The sequence below is a fragment of the Streptomyces sp. NPDC096205 genome (genome assembly GCF_044763135.1).
Lineage (GTDB): Bacteria > Actinomycetota > Actinomycetes > Streptomycetales > Streptomycetaceae > Streptomyces.
This window is the reverse complement of sequence record NZ_JBIWFS010000001.1, coordinates 811,184-825,273: the sequence shown is the minus strand read 5'-3', so window position 1 is coordinate 825,273 and position 14,090 is coordinate 811,184. Positions and strand designations below refer to the sequence as shown.

The window sequence follows — 14,090 nt, the reverse complement described above, 5'->3', positions numbered from 1 at the left end:
TGGATTCACCTCTCGACCGGATCGGCGCCGTAACTCGTCGCACTTGCTCGGGGTTGTCGCATTACGCGGCAATTGTGCGGCAGGTGTGACGAGGGGAGCGCTGCATGGGCGGGATCACGCTGGAGCGGACGGACACGGTCGAGAACCCGCCCGGCCTCCCCGTCCCGAAACCCGCCCGGCCCGCCGCCGAACTCAGCCCCCGCCGGGTCCGGTTGGTCTTCCTCGGGCTGATGCTGGCGCTGCTGCTCGCCGCGCTGGAGCAGATGATCGTCGCCACGGCCCTGCCGAAGATCGTCGGTGAACTGCACGGCCTGGACCGGATGTCCTGGGCGATCACCGCCTATCTGCTCACGGCCACCGTCGGACTGCCCGTCTACGGCAAGCTCGGCGACCTCCTCGGCCGCAAGGGCGTCTTCCAGTTCGCCATCGCCGTCTTCGTCGTCGGCTCCGCGCTCGCCGGACGGGCGCAGACCATGGACCAGCTGATCGCCTTCCGCGCGGTGCAGGGCGTCGGCGCGGGCGGGCTCATGATCGGCGTCCAGGCGATCATCGCGGACATCGTGCCGCCCCGGCAGCGCGGCCGGTTCATGGGCCTGATCGGCGCCGCCTTCGGCCTCGCGTCGGTTGCGGGCCCCCTCCTCGGCGGCTACTTCACCGATCACCTCACCTGGCGCTGGTGCTTCTACGTCAACATCCCCTTCGGCCTGCTCACCATGGCCGTCGTCACCGTCGTGCTGAAGCTGCCCAAGCCGAGCGCACGGCCCCGATTCGACGTCCTGGGCACGCTGTTGCTCGCCGCCGCCTCCACCTGCCTGGTGCTGCTGACCAGTTGGGGCGGCACCGAGTACGCCTGGGACTCGCAGGTCGTCCTCGGCCTCGGCGCCGGGGCACTCGCCGCGACGGTCCTCTTCCTCCTCGCCGAGCACTTCGCCGCCGAACCCCTCATCCCGCTGCGACTGTTCCGCGACTCCGTCTTCAACGTCACCGGCCTCGTCGGACTCGTCGTCGGCATCGCCCTGTTCGGCGCCGCGAGCTATCTGCCGACCTTCCTGCAGATGGTCGACGGGGCCAGCGCCACCGAGTCCGGGCTGCTGATGCTGCCGATGATGGGCGGCATCGTCGGCGCCTCCATCGTCTCCGGCCAGCTCATCAGCCACACCGGCCGCTACAAGCTCTGGCCCGTCCTCGGCAGCGCCCTGTCCGTCCTCGGCATGTGGCTGCTGTCCCGGCTCGAAACCGACACGCCCCGGCTGCAGTACAGCATCTGGATGGCCGTCCTCGGCGCCGGAATCGGCATGGTGATGCCGGTCCTCATCCTCGCCGTGCAGAACTCGGTGCGCCCGGCCGACCTGGGGACGGCCACCAGCGCCAACAACTACTTCCGCCAGATCGGTGGCAGCGTCGGGGCCGCGGTCTTCGGCACCCTCTTCGCCGACCGGCTCGCCGACGCCCTGCGCAGGGAACTGCCCACGGGCGGCGGGCTGCCCGACCCGGAGTCCGTCACCCCGCAAGCGGTCCACTCCCTGCCTCCGGAGCTGCGCGACGCCTACATCCGGGCCTACGCCGACGCCATGCCCCGCATCTTCCTGTACCTGGTGCCGGTGCTCGCCCTCGGCCTGCTCATCGCCTTCTTCCTCAAGGAGAGACCACTGGTGTCCCACAACGCCGTCGAATCCGGGCACCCGACCGTGCCCGCCCCCGCCCCCGTCCCGCAGGCCCGGTCGCCCCACACGGCCGGGGTCCCGGTCTGCGGAACCGTGCAGCACCCCGACGGCACGGCGGTGTCCCGCGCGGCGCTCACCCTCATCGACGTGGCCGGACAGCAGATCGGCCGGGGTGCCAGCGGCGAGGACGGCCGGTACGCGCTGGCGACGCCCGGACCGGGGTCGTACGTCCTGATCGCCGCGGCCGGCGGGCATCAGCCGCAGGCCGTCACGGTGACGGTCGGCGAGCGCCCGGTGGAGCTCGACGTCGTCCTGGGCGGCGCGGGCCGCCTCGCGGGCACGGTCGTCACCGCCGACGGCAGCGTCGTGCGGGACGCCACCGTCACGCTCACCAACGTCCACGGCGAGGTCGTCGCCAGCACCCGCAGCGGCCGCGAGGGCGGGTACGTCATCAGCGAGCTGGTCGCCGGCGAGTACACCCTCGCCGCCAGCGCCCCGGCCTTCCGCCCGGCCGCGCTCCCGGTCACCGTCCAGGCCGCCCGCGAGACCCGCCAGGACATCGAGCTCGCGGGCGGGGCCGTGCTGCGCGGCACCGTCCGGGCGAGCGGCGGCCGCCCCGTCGAGGACGCGCGCGTCACCCTGCTCGACGCCGCGGGCAACGTCGTGGACACCCTCACCACCGGCCCCGACGGCACCTTCCGCTTCGTCGACCTGTCCTCCGGCGAGTACACCGTGATCGCGTCCGGTTACCCGCCGGTCGCCACCGTCCTCCAGGTGGCGGGCGGCGGCCGTACGGAACGGGATCTTCAGCTCGGGCACGAGGACTGAGGAGGCCCGCGGGGGAGCGGGGGCGTGCGCCGGGCGCGCGGTGGCACCAATTCCCGCATTGCCGCACATCGTGCGGGGCGGCGCCGTACCGTGGTGCGGGGACAGATCTTGTGGAGGCGTGCGGAGAGAGGGCTTGGGCCATGGACCGTGGCACCGACCGGGAAGCACCTCCCAGCCGGCCGGCCGGGCCCGGCATGGAGGCCGGGCCCGTGGAGGCCGGGCCCGCGGCCGGGCGCATTCCGCTGGCCGTGGTGGTCGTCGACCGGGCGGGCCTGGTGTCGCACTGGAGCAGCGGCGCCCGACGGTTGTTCGGCACCCCCAAGGAGATAGCCGTCGGCCGGCCCGTGACCGATCTGCTGCCCGTGTCCGGCGCGCTGGCCTACGAGGACTACGACGGCCCCGGCCCCGACCTGGAACCCGCGCTCGGCGGCGCGCTCTCCTACCCGGCCGCCGGGTGCGCCCGCCTCGATGTTCCGGAGGGCGCCCGGGCGGAGGTCCTGTGGTGGGCCTACCCGCTGGTGGGCCCCGGCCCCGAGCGGCTACTCGTGCTGGCCGCGGACGCCGCCGGGCTGCGCACCGAGGCCACCGAGGACACCGAGGACGCTTGCGAGGGCCCCGGCGTCGAGCGCATCGCGCCCGGCTTCGCCCTGCACACCGACTTTCCCGGCGCCGAGGACCTCGCCCGCAGGCTGCCCGAGATCCTGCCCAGCATGAGCGTCGAGGAGGGCGCCCGGATCGTCGGGCAGGTCCTCGAACTGGGCTATCCCGTCCTGGAGTTCAGCCAGAACGACCGGGTGCCCGTCACCCCCGACTGGGGCGTGCCCCGGCGCGCCGAGCGCAAGGCCCGCCGGGAACGCCTGGCACGGGCCGTCGCCGCGGGCGAGGCGCTGCCCGCCGAACTCACCGAGGACGACCGCGAGGACCTCGAGTACACCGCCGTACGCGAGCGGCTGGAGTTCCTCAACGAGGTCAGCGGCAGGATCGGCACCTCACTGGACCTGTCCCGGACCATCGTCGAGGTCAGCAGAGCGGTCGTGCCGCGCTTCACCGACGTCGCCGGGACCTATCTGCGTGAACAGGTCGTCGCGGGTGAGGGCTTCCCCGAAGGCGTGCCCGACACCACCACCATGTGGCACCGGGTGGCCGTCGAGCACACCGACGAACCCGGCCGCTGGGACGACGTCGTGCCGGTCGGCGAGGCCATGCCGTTCCCCGCGCACACCCCGTTCTTCCAGTGCATGACCACCGGCGAGCCCGTCCTCGTGCCGCGCATCAGCGAGCAGATGGGCCACGCCATCGCCTCGCAGTTCGAGAAGCGCGACATCCGGCCGCTGATCACCGGCCGGTCCATGCTGGTCGTCCCGCTGAAGGCCCGCAATGTCGTCCTCGGCTTCATGATCCTGCTGCGCCACCCCGAGCGCGCCGAGTTCAACGACATGGACCGGGTCACCGGCGCCGAACTCGCCGCCCGCGCGGGCCTCGTGCTCGACAACGCGCGCATGTACACGTACCAGGAGTCCGTCGCCGAGACGCTCCAGGACAGCATGCTGCCGCACATCCCGCCGCGCAGGGCGGGCTGCGACGTCGCCACCCGCTATCTGCCCGGCACTCTGCTCGGCAGGGTCGGCGGCGACTGGTTCGACTCGGTGAAGCTGCCCGGCGCGCGTACCGCGTTCGTCGTCGGCGACGTCATGGGGCACGGCCTCAACTCGGCCGCGATGATGGGCCAGTTGCGCACGGCCGTGCAGACCATGGCCGCGCTCGACCTGCCGCCGGCGCAGCTGCTGCGCAACCTCGACGACCTCGCCCAGCGCCTCGGCGACACCTACCTGGCGACCTGCCTGTACGCCGTCTACGACCCGATTGCGAGCGAGCTGCACCTCGCCAACGCCGGGCACATCCCGCCGGTGGTCGTCCGCGCCCGGGACGGCCGCAGCGAGCTGCTCGACCTGCCCACCGGCGCGCCCATCGGTGTCGGCGGGGTGCCCTTCGAAGCCGTACGCGTGCGGGTGGAGCCCGGCGACCGGCTGGTGATGTGCACCGACGGGCTGGTGGAGATGCGCGGCGAGGACATCGGGGTCGGGCTGGCCACGCTCTGCGAGTCCGCCGCGCATCCGGCCGCCTCCATGGACGACGCCTGCGACACCATCATCCGCGCCCTCAACACCCGTGGCGGCCGCAAGGACGACGTGGCCCTGCTGATGGCCCGCCTCAACGGCATCGAGCCCCACGACGTCGCCGAGTGGCGCCTCCCGCTCGACCCCGCCGAGGTGCCCCGGGCCCGGGCCGTGGTGCGCGAGCAACTGCACGACTGGGGGCTCGCGGGGCTGGCCGACACCGCCGAGCTGCTGGTCAGCGAGCTGGTCACCAACGCCGTACAGCACTCCCGCACCAGGCCCGTCGAACTGCGGCTGGTGCGCGGGGACACGCTGCTGTGCGAGGTGGACGACGACGACCACGAGCTGCCGACCCTGCTGAGCGCCGGACCCGGCGACGACACCGGGCGCGGACTGCGGGTGGTCTCCACCCTCGCCCGGGAGTGGGGCACCAGCCGCACGGGCGCGGGCAAGACGGTGTGGTTCGAGCTGACGCTGCCGAGGCGGTGAAAACCGGTCGCACCCCACGGTTGTCCCCGTGAGCTGCGCGGGGTAGACCGTACTCGCCCGTCGAACGCGACGGATCGGCGCTGCACCGTGGGGAGTTGGGCATGAGCGTGACGAGTCGGTACCGGCAGGCCTGGGAGGGCTTCTGGCAGGAGGCCTCCGACGAACCGGGGTCCGTGTTCTGGGACGCCGAACCGCCCCTGACCGCAGCCGTGCACGTCGCCCTGTTCGAGCCGCTGCTGGCCGACCCCGCCCTGCCGCTGATCGACCTCGGCTGCGGCAACGGCACCCAGACCCGCTTCTTCGCCGACCGCTTCCCGCACGTCATCGGCGTCGACCTGGCGGCAGCGGCCCTGGAGCACGCCCGGCTCGCCGACCCGGCCGGACAGGCCGCCTACCGGCAGCTCGACGCCACCGACAAGACCGAGGCCGAGACCCTGCACGCCGAGCTGGGCGACGCCAACGTCTACATGCGGGGCGTCCTGCACCAGTGCGAGCCCGACGACCGCCAGCCCCTGGCCGACGGGCTCGCCACGCTGATCGGCACGCGCGGCCGCGCCTTCCTGGTCGAGCCGTCCGAGGCCGCAGGGGCGGTCCTGCGGGGCCTCGCCCAGAGCCCCGAGGGGCCGCCCGCCAAGCTCGCCCCGGTCTTCCGGCACGGCATCGCGCCCGGCGAGGTCACCGACGCGGCGGTCGCCGACCACCTCACCGCGGCCGGCCTCACCGTCCTCGGGACCGGCGATCTGCCGCTCACCACCACCGAGCACACGGCCGACGGCACCCGCATCCGGATCCCGTCGAAATGGCTGGTGGTGGGCCGTGCGGCATGAGGCCGCCGGGGCATGAGTGACACAGGGCGCAGAACCGGTCAGGGCGGGAGAATCCGCGTCCTGGCCCGTTCTCGCTTCTCCGCGTAACGTGACGCACCATGAAGATCCTGATCAGCGCCGACATGGAGGGCGCCACCGGCGTGACCTGGCCCGCCGATGTGCTGCCGGGGACACCGCAGTGGGAGCGGTGCCGGTCGATGTTCACCTCGGACGTGAACGCGGCGGTGCTCGGCTTCCTCGACGGCGGCGCCGACGAAATCCTCATCAACGAGGCGCACTGGAGCATGCGCAACCTCCTGCTGGAGCAGCTGGACGAGCGGGCCCAGATGCTGACCGGCCGGCACAAGGCGCTGTCGATGGTGGAGGGCGTGCAGCACGGCGACGTCGACGGGATCGCGTTCATCGGCTACCACGCGGGCGCCGGCATGGAGGGCGTCCTCGCGCACACCTACCTCGCCAATCAGATCACGGGCGTCTGGCTGAACGACGTACGCGCCAGCGAGGGCCTGCTGAACGCGCACGTCGTCGCCGAGTACGGCGTCCCGGTCGTCCTGGTCACCGGCGACGACCTGGCCTGCGAGGACGCGCTGGGGTACGCGCCGGAGGCGCTGAAGGTCGCCGTGAAGGACCATGTGTCGCGGTACGCGGCGGTCTGCCGTACGCCGACCAGGACCGCCGCCGACATCCGCGCGGCGGCCAAGGAGGCGGCCGCGCTGGCCGTGCGGCACGAGCCGGTCTCCGCCGGGCCGCACACCGTCGCGCTGGAGTTCGACGCCGAGCACCTCGCGATGGCCGCGACCGTCGTGCCGGGCGTGGCGCGGATCGGGGAGCGCAAGGTCGCCTACACCAGCGACACCATGTTCGAGGGGATCCGCACCTTCAAGGCGGTCACCACCATCGTCTCGGCCGCAGTGGAGGAGCAGTATGGCTGACGAGCAGGCGCTGGACGAGGTCGTCCGGTTCACCTCCGACCTCATCCGCATCGACACCACCAACCGCGGCGGCGGCGACTGCCAGGAGCGGCCCGCCGCCGAGTACGCGGCCGCGGCCCTGGCCGAGGCGGGCCTGGAGCCCATCCTGCTGGAGCGCACCAAGGGCCGTACCAATGTGGTGGCCCGCCTTCAGGGCACCGAGCCGTCCGCGGACGCGCTGCTCGTGCACGGTCATCTCGACGTCGTGCCGGCCGAGGCCGCCGACTGGAGCGTGCACCCCTTCTCCGGGGAGATCCGCGACGGGGTGGTCTGGGGCCGGGGCGCGGTCGACATGAAGAACATGGACGCGATGATCCTCGCCGTCGTACGGTCCTGGGCCCGCGAGGGCGTACGGCCGCGGCGGGACGTCGTCATCGCGTTCACCGCGGACGAGGAGGCCAGCGCCGAGGACGGCTCGGGCTTCCTCGCCGACCGGCACCCGCATCTGTTCGAGGGCTGCACCGAGGGCGTCAGCGAGTCCGGCGCCTTCACCTTCCACGACGGCTCCGGCCGGCAGATCTACCCCATCGCCGCCGGGGAGCGCGGCACGGGCTGGATGAAGCTGACCGCTCGGGGCCGTGCCGGGCACGGCTCCAAGGTCAACCGGGAGAACGCGGTGACGCGCCTCGCCGCCGCCGTCGCACGGATCGGCGCGCACGAGTGGCCGCTCAGGCTCACCCCGACCGTGCGGGCCGCCCTCACCGAACTCGCCGCGCTCTACGGCATAGAGCCCGACCTCGACGACGTCGACGGGCTGCTGGAGAAGCTGGGCCCGGCGGCCAAGCTGGTCGAGTCGACCGTGCGCAACAGCGCCAACCCGACCATGCTGGAAGCCGGTTACAAGGTCAACGTCATCCCCGGCGAGGCATCGGCCTACGTCGACGGGCGTTTCCTCGCCGGTCACGAGGACGAATTCCGCGCCACGCTCGACGAGTTGACCGGGCCCGACGTGGACTGGACGTTCCACCACCGGGAGGTCGCCCTCCAGGCGCCCGTCGACGCACCCACCTTCCTGCGGATGCGGGAGGCCGTCGAGGAGTTCGCGCCCGAGGGGTACACCGTGCCGTACTGCATGTCCGGCGGCACGGACGCCAAGCAGTTCTCGCGCCTGGGCATCACCGGCTACGGCTTCGCGCCGCTGAAGCTGCCGGAGGGCTTCGACTACCAGGCGCTGTTCCACGGTGTCGACGAGCGGGTCCCGGTCGAGGCGCTGCACTTCGGTGTCCGCGTCCTGGACCGCTTCCTGCGGACCGCCTGAGCGAAGTGGGGGACGACGTGCAGACACTCGCCTACGGTTCCTGGCCCTCGCCCATCGACGCGGCCCTCGCCGCCGCCCACGACGGACACCCCGAGTACGTCGGCTTCGTCGGCGACGAGGCCTGGTGGACCGAGCCGCGCCCCACCGAGGGCGGCCGCCGCACCCTGGTGCGCCGGCACGCCGACGGCCGCGAGGAGCCGGTTCTGCCCGCGCCGTGGAACGTGCGCAGCAGGGTCGTCGAGTACGGCGGACAGCCCTGGGCCGGGGCGGAGGTGGACGGACGCCCGCTGGTGGTGTTCGTGCACTTCGCCGACCAGCGCCTGTACCGGTGGGAGCCCGGTGCCGAGCCGGTCGCGCTCACGCCGGTCTCCGCGGTCGGCGGCGGGCTGCGCTGGGCGGACCCGGTGCTGCTGCCCGAGCGCGGCGAAGTGTGGTGCGTCCTTGAGGAGTTCACCGGCGACGGGCCGTCGGACGTCCGCCGCGTCCTGGTCGCCGTACCGCTGGACGGGTCGGCGGTCGTACGGGAACTGACTCCCGAGCGGCACCGGTTCGTCACCGGGCCGAAGCTGTCGCCCGACGGGCGGCGGGCCTGCTGGATCGGCTGGGACCACCCGAACATGCCGTGGGACGGCACCGAGCTGCTGCTCGCCGACGTCCGCCCCGACGGCACCCTCACAGCGCCCGAGGTGGTGGCCGGCGGGCCCGAGGAGTCCGTCTGCCAGGCCGGCTTCGCCGCGGACGGCGCGCTGCTGTACGCCTCCGACCGCACCGGCTGGTGGAACCTCTACCGCGACGGCAAGGCCCTGTGCCCGCGCGAGGAGGAGTTCGGCGGCCCGCTGTGGAAGGTCGGCCAGCGCTGGTTCGCGCCGCTGGAGAGCGGCCTGATCGCCGTCGTGCACGGCCGCGGCGCCACCGCCCTCGGCATCCTCGACCCCGAGACCGGTGAGGTCGTCGACGCGGCCGGGCCGTGGACCGAGTTCGCGCCCACCCTCGCCGTGCACGGCGAACGCGTCGTCGCCGTCGGCGCCAGCCCGCGCACCGCCTACGAGGTCATCGAGCTGGACACCCGCACCGGACGCGCCCGCGTGATCGGCGCCCCGCACCAGGACGACGTGGACCCGGCGCACTACCCCGAGCCGCAGATCCGCACCTTCACCGGACCGGACGGCCGGGAGATCCACGCCCACGTCTACCCGCCGCACAACCCGCTGTGCACGGCGCCGGACGCCGAGCTGCCGCCGTACGTCGTGTGGGCGCACGGCGGGCCCACCGGGCGCTCCCCGCTGGTGCTCGACCTGGAGATCGCCTACTTCACCTCGCGCGGCATCGGGGTCGCCGAGGTGAACTACGGTGGCTCGGCCGGGTACGGGCGGGAGTACCGCAACCGGCTGCGCGAGCAGTGGGGCGTCGTCGACGTCGAGGACTGCGCGGCCGTCGCGCTGGCCCTCGCCGAGGAAGGCACCGCCGACCGGACCCGGCTCGCCATCCGGGGCGGCAGCGCGGGCGGCTGGACCACGGCCGCGTCCCTCGCCGCGACCGACGTCTACGCCTGCGGCACGATCATCTACCCCGTCCTCGACCTGGCCGGCTGGGCGTCCGGGGAGACCCACGACTTCGAGTCGCGCTACCTGGAGACCCTCGTCGGGCCCTACGACGAGGTACCCGCCCGGTACGCCGAGCGCTCGCCCGTCGAGCACGCCGAGCTGATCACCGCGCCCTTCCTGCTGCTCCAGGGCCTGGACGACGTGATCTGCCCGCCCGCCCAGAGCGAGCGGCTGCTGGCCCGGATGGAGGGCCGGCGGGTGCCGCACGCGTACATCGCCTTCGAGGGCGAGGGGCACGGGTTCCGGCGCGCGGAGACCATGGTGCGCGCCCTGGAGGCCGAACTGTCCCTGTACGCCCAGGTGTTCGGGATCGAGCTGCGCGGTGTGCCGCGGTTGGAGCTGGCGAAATGAGAGAACTGCAGCGTCCCTCGCGGCTCGCGCCCGGTGCCCGGGTGGCTGTCGTGGCGCCGAGCGGGCCCGTGCCCGAGGAGCGGCTCCAGGCCGGCCTCGACGTGCTGCGCGGCTGGGACCTCGACCCGGTCGTGGCGCCCCATGTCCTGGACCGGCACCCCGAGTTCCCCTACCTCGCGGGCACGGACGCGGGCCGGGCCGCCGACCTCCAGGCCGCCTGGTGCGACCCGTCGGTCGACGCCGTGCTGTGTGCCCGCGGCGGCTACGGCGTGCAGCGCATGGTCGACCTGCTGGACTGGGAGGCCCTGCGGGCGGCCGGCCCGAAGGTGTTCGTCGGCTTCAGCGACGTCACCGCCCTGCACGAGGCGTTCGCCGTCCGGCTGGGCCTGGTCACGCTGCACGGGCCCATGGCGGCCGGCGTGGACTTCATCAAGAACGCGCACGCCCAGGAGCACCTGCGGGCCACGCTGTTCGCGCCGGAGACCGTCACCACCATCGCCGCCCCGGGCAGCCGGGCCATGGTGCCGGGCCGGGCCCGCGGTGTGCTGCTCGGCGGCTGTCTGAGCCTGCTCGCCGCCGAGCTGGGCACCCCGCACGCGCGCACCTCCGCGGCGGGAGGGCTGCTGTGCCTGGAGGACGTGGGGGAGGAGACGTACCGGCTCGACCGCTACCTCACCCAACTCCTGCGCGCGGGCGGCCTGGAGGGGGTGAGCGGGGTGCTGCTCGGCTCCTGGGAGAGTTGCGAACCCTACGAGGAGAGGCTGCGGCCGATGCTCGTCGACCGGCTCGGCCCGCTGGGTGTGCCGGTCGTGGAGGAGTTCGGGTTCGGGCACTGCGAGGGCGCGTCGACGATCCCCTTCGGGGTGGCCGCGGAACTGGACGCGGAGGCGCGGACGCTGACGCTGGACGCGCCTGCCCTCCACTGAGGCTCCGTCAAGGAACACTGATTCACGGTCAACGGACACTGATTCGCGGTCCAAGGAACAGTGATTCACGTCCAAGGCACGCTGAATTACCGTCAAGATACCTCCGTCACGGTGATTGACCGTCTCTGACACGTGTCACACCATGGCTTACCGGCCGGTACCTACCGGTCGGTAAGCCGGGTTGTCCCCGTGTGCCTCAGTGTGGAGGTCTCGTGTCCCGTCGCGTGCCCAGATCCGGTGCCGCCCTCGCCCTCGGTCTCGCACTCACCGCCCCCCTCGCGCTCACCGCCCCGGCCGGCGCGACCGGCCAGTACACCGTCACCGCCCTGAAGTTCACGGTCCAGGCAGGCGGCCGCACCTGCACGATCGACGCCGACCTCTACCGGCCCGCCGGGACGGACGGCACCCACCGCGCACCGGCGGTGCTCACCACCAACGGCTTCGGCGGCAGCAAGGCCGACGGCTCCACCGACGCCGGCGCCAAGGCCTTCGCCGAACGCGGCTATGTCTCGCTCGCCTACTCCGGCCTCGGCTTCGGCGGGTCCGGCTGTCTGATCTCCCTCGACGACCCGCGCATCGACGGCACGGCCGCCTCGCGGCTCATCGACTTCCTGGCCGGCGAGCGCGCCGCCGACGACGGCACGACGGCCGACTTCGTCACCCTCGACGCCGCGGGCGACCCGCGCGTCGGCATGATCGGCGGCTCCTACGGCGGCGCGATCCAGCTGGCCACGGCCGCGGTCGACCACCGCGTCGACGCGCTCGTGCCGATGATCACCTGGCACGACCTGGCGTACGCGCTCGACCCGAACAACGCCGTCGGCGCCCGGGACGTCCCCGGCGCCTTCAAATGGCAGTGGTCCAACGGCTTCTACCTCATCGGCGAGGGCCAGCCGCTGCTCCAGCCGAGCCTGGACCCCTCCCGCATCAACTCCCTGACCTGCCTGCACTTCGTCACCCAGGCCTGCGACACCGTGCGCACCCTCAACTCCGGCGCCTACCCCGCCGACCGCACCACCGAGCTGCTCTCCTACGCCCGCAGCGTCTCGCCCGTCTCCTACCTGGACCGCGTGCAGGCACCCACCCTGCTGATCCAGGGGCAGGCCGACAGCCTGTTCAACCTCAACGAGGCGACGGCCACGTACAAGGCGCTCAAGGCCCAGGGCACCCCCGTGAACATGATCTGGCAGTCCTGGGGACACAGCGGCGGCCTCACCGACCCGGCGGAGGGCGAACTCGACCTCGGCCAGGGCAACTTGGAGACCAGCTACGTAGGCCGCCGCATCCTCGCCTGGTTCGACCGGCACCTGCGCGACCGGGCGGTCGACACCGGCCCCGCCTTCGCGTACTACCGCGACTGGATCGCCGACCCCGCCGACCGGTACGCCACCGCCGACCGGCTCCCCGCACTCGACAGCACGTACTACCTCTCCGGCGACGGCAAGCTCGTCGACAACCGCGCCAAGGTCGCCCGCGGCAGCCGCTCGTACACCAACTGGCTGATCCCCACCAGCCATTCGGAGAGCTCGCTCGCCGGTGTCGTCGGCCTGCCCGACCCCGCCCCGTACGACACCCCGGGCACCCACCTGGCATGGACCAGCGAGCCGCTGCCGCGCGCCCTCGACGTCGTCGGCGCGCCCCGCGCCACCCTCAAGGTGGACTCGCCCGCCGCCGAACGCGGCCAGGACTCCGGCGACGCCGCCGACAAGCTGGTGCTGTTCGCCAAGGTGTACGACATCGCCCCCGACGGCACGAAGACGCTGGTGCGCCGGCTGGTCGCGCCCGTGCGCGTACCCGACGTCACCAAGAGCTTCACGGTCACCCTGCCGGGCATCGTGCACCGCTACGAGGCCGGACACCGGCTGCGGTTCGTGATCGCCGCGAGCGACGACGCGTACTTCGGCAACAAGGGCGTGAAGCCGGTGACGGTGGTCAGCGCACCGGAGGAGACCGGGGTCCTGCGGCTGCCGGTGGTCGGAGGGTGAGCGTGACCGGGGTGCTGCGGGTGCCGGTGGTCGGAGGGTGAGCGTGACCGGGGTGCTGCGGGTGCCGGTGGTCGGAGGGTGAGCGTGACCGGGGTGTCGCGGCTGCCGGTGGTCGGCGGCTGAGCGGCCGCGGCGGCCGGCCCCGGCATAAGCTGGACCGATGCCGCACACCGCATCCCGTTTCCTGGCCGAGAGCTCCCGCGTGGGCATACGTCATTTCACCCTGGCCGACGGCGACGAGTTCACCGCGCGGGCCAGGGAGAGCAAGGACCTGCACCATCCCTGGCTCTTCCCGCCCGACACCGCCGAGGCCTACGCCTCCTACGCCGGCCGGCTGATCGAGGACCCGGCCAGGGCTGGTTTCCTGGTGTGCGAGAAGGGTGAGGGAGGCGCCGGCCGGGCTCTCGCCGGGTTCATCAACATCAACAACATCGTCCACGGCGCCTTCCAGTGCGGCGCCCTCGGCTACGGAGCCTTCGCGCACGCCGCCGGGCGCGGCCTGATGCGCGAAGGGCTCGACCTCGTCATCGGCCAGGCCTTCGGACCGCTGCGGCTGCACCGCCTGGAGATCAACGTCCAGCCCGGCAACACCGCCTCCATCGCGCTCGCCCGTGCCTGCGGCTTCCGGCTGGAAGGCTTCTCCCCGGACATGCTCTTCATCGACGGGGCCTGGCGGGACCACGAGCGCTGGGCGCTCACCGCCGAGATGCGGACTTCCGGTTGATCTTCATGGTGTCGAGGTCGGTGACGGTCGACCGCAGCGGGCCGAAGCCGTAGCCCAGGCCCCTGAGCACCGTCTCGGCCCGGTCCTCCGCGATCGCCGCGGCCATCTCCTCGCCGTCCGCCGCGTCCGACACCACCACGAACCGCATCGAGAAGTGCTTCAGCGGCGACGCCTCGTACGACAGCGTGCCCTCCTGCGTGAACCGCATGCTCGCCAGCCCGTGGTCCGCCGCCTCGGCGAGCAGCCGCGCCCGCGCCGCCTCGGTGAGCCCGTCCCAGGTGCCCCGGACGATCACCCGGTAGGTGTGCTGCTCGCTCACTGCTCTCGCTCCTCGTGTGCTGTTCTT

10 protein-coding genes are annotated in these 14,090 nt (G+C 72.9%); 9 read left to right on the top strand and 1 reads right to left on the bottom strand.

Annotated features, from left to right (window positions below; translation table 11 throughout):
- Positions 1 to 104: 104 nt before the first annotated feature.
- From ACIQ6Y_RS03750 to ACIQ6Y_RS03710, 9 genes are all read left to right on the top strand, one after another.
- Positions 105 to 2,492, top strand: coding sequence for an MFS transporter (locus ACIQ6Y_RS03750; RefSeq protein ID WP_404032381.1), 2,388 nt, complete (start codon positions 105 to 107; stop codon positions 2,490 to 2,492).
- Between the two features lie 140 nt (positions 2,493 to 2,632).
- Positions 2,633 to 5,098 carry a SpoIIE family protein phosphatase gene (locus tag ACIQ6Y_RS03745; RefSeq protein ID WP_404032378.1) on the top strand — a complete coding sequence of 822 codons (2,466 nt, stop codon included), beginning with the start codon at positions 2,633 to 2,635 and terminating at the stop codon, positions 5,096 to 5,098.
- Between the two features lie 101 nt (positions 5,099 to 5,199).
- The gene (locus ACIQ6Y_RS03740) at positions 5,200 to 5,925 is read left to right on the top strand and encodes a class I SAM-dependent methyltransferase (protein WP_404032375.1); all 726 of its coding nucleotides are present in this window, start codon (positions 5,200 to 5,202) and stop codon (positions 5,923 to 5,925) included.
- Positions 5,926 to 6,023: 98 nt separating this feature from the next.
- Entirely contained in the window at positions 6,024 to 6,857 is an 834-nt protein-coding gene (locus ACIQ6Y_RS03735) for a M55 family metallopeptidase (protein WP_404032372.1), read from the top strand.
- Positions 6,850 to 8,154, top strand: coding sequence for a M20/M25/M40 family metallo-hydrolase (locus tag ACIQ6Y_RS03730; RefSeq protein ID WP_404032369.1), 1,305 nt, complete (start codon positions 6,850 to 6,852; stop codon positions 8,152 to 8,154). The genes ACIQ6Y_RS03735 and ACIQ6Y_RS03730 overlap by 8 nt, the downstream gene beginning before the upstream one ends.
- A 17-nt stretch (positions 8,155 to 8,171) precedes the next feature.
- Positions 8,172 to 10,109: a prolyl oligopeptidase family serine peptidase gene (locus ACIQ6Y_RS03725; RefSeq protein ID WP_404032366.1), complete on the top strand. Its 1,938-nt coding sequence runs from the start codon at positions 8,172 to 8,174 to the stop codon at positions 10,107 to 10,109.
- Positions 10,106 to 11,035 (top strand): LD-carboxypeptidase, encoded by a 930-nt coding sequence (locus tag ACIQ6Y_RS03720; protein WP_404032364.1) that lies wholly within the window; start codon positions 10,106 to 10,108, stop codon positions 11,033 to 11,035. Before ACIQ6Y_RS03725 ends, ACIQ6Y_RS03720 begins: the two co-directional genes overlap by 4 nt.
- Positions 11,036 to 11,247: 212 nt before the next feature.
- The gene (locus tag ACIQ6Y_RS03715; RefSeq protein WP_404032361.1) at positions 11,248 to 13,020 is read left to right on the top strand and encodes a CocE/NonD family hydrolase; all 1,773 of its coding nucleotides are present in this window, start codon (positions 11,248 to 11,250) and stop codon (positions 13,018 to 13,020) included.
- Positions 13,021 to 13,180: 160 nt separating this feature from the next.
- Complete coding sequence (locus tag ACIQ6Y_RS03710) at positions 13,181 to 13,744, top strand: GNAT family N-acetyltransferase (protein ID WP_404032358.1); 564 nt, start codon at positions 13,181 to 13,183, stop codon at positions 13,742 to 13,744.
- Here ACIQ6Y_RS03710 and ACIQ6Y_RS03705 read toward each other — a convergent pair.
- Positions 13,716 to 14,063: a DUF6204 family protein gene (locus tag ACIQ6Y_RS03705; protein WP_404032355.1), complete on the bottom strand. Its 348-nt coding sequence runs from the start codon at positions 14,061 to 14,063 to the stop codon at positions 13,716 to 13,718. The two genes, ACIQ6Y_RS03710 and ACIQ6Y_RS03705, sit on opposite strands and share 29 nt — an antisense overlap.
- Positions 14,064 to 14,090 lie beyond the last annotated feature (27 nt).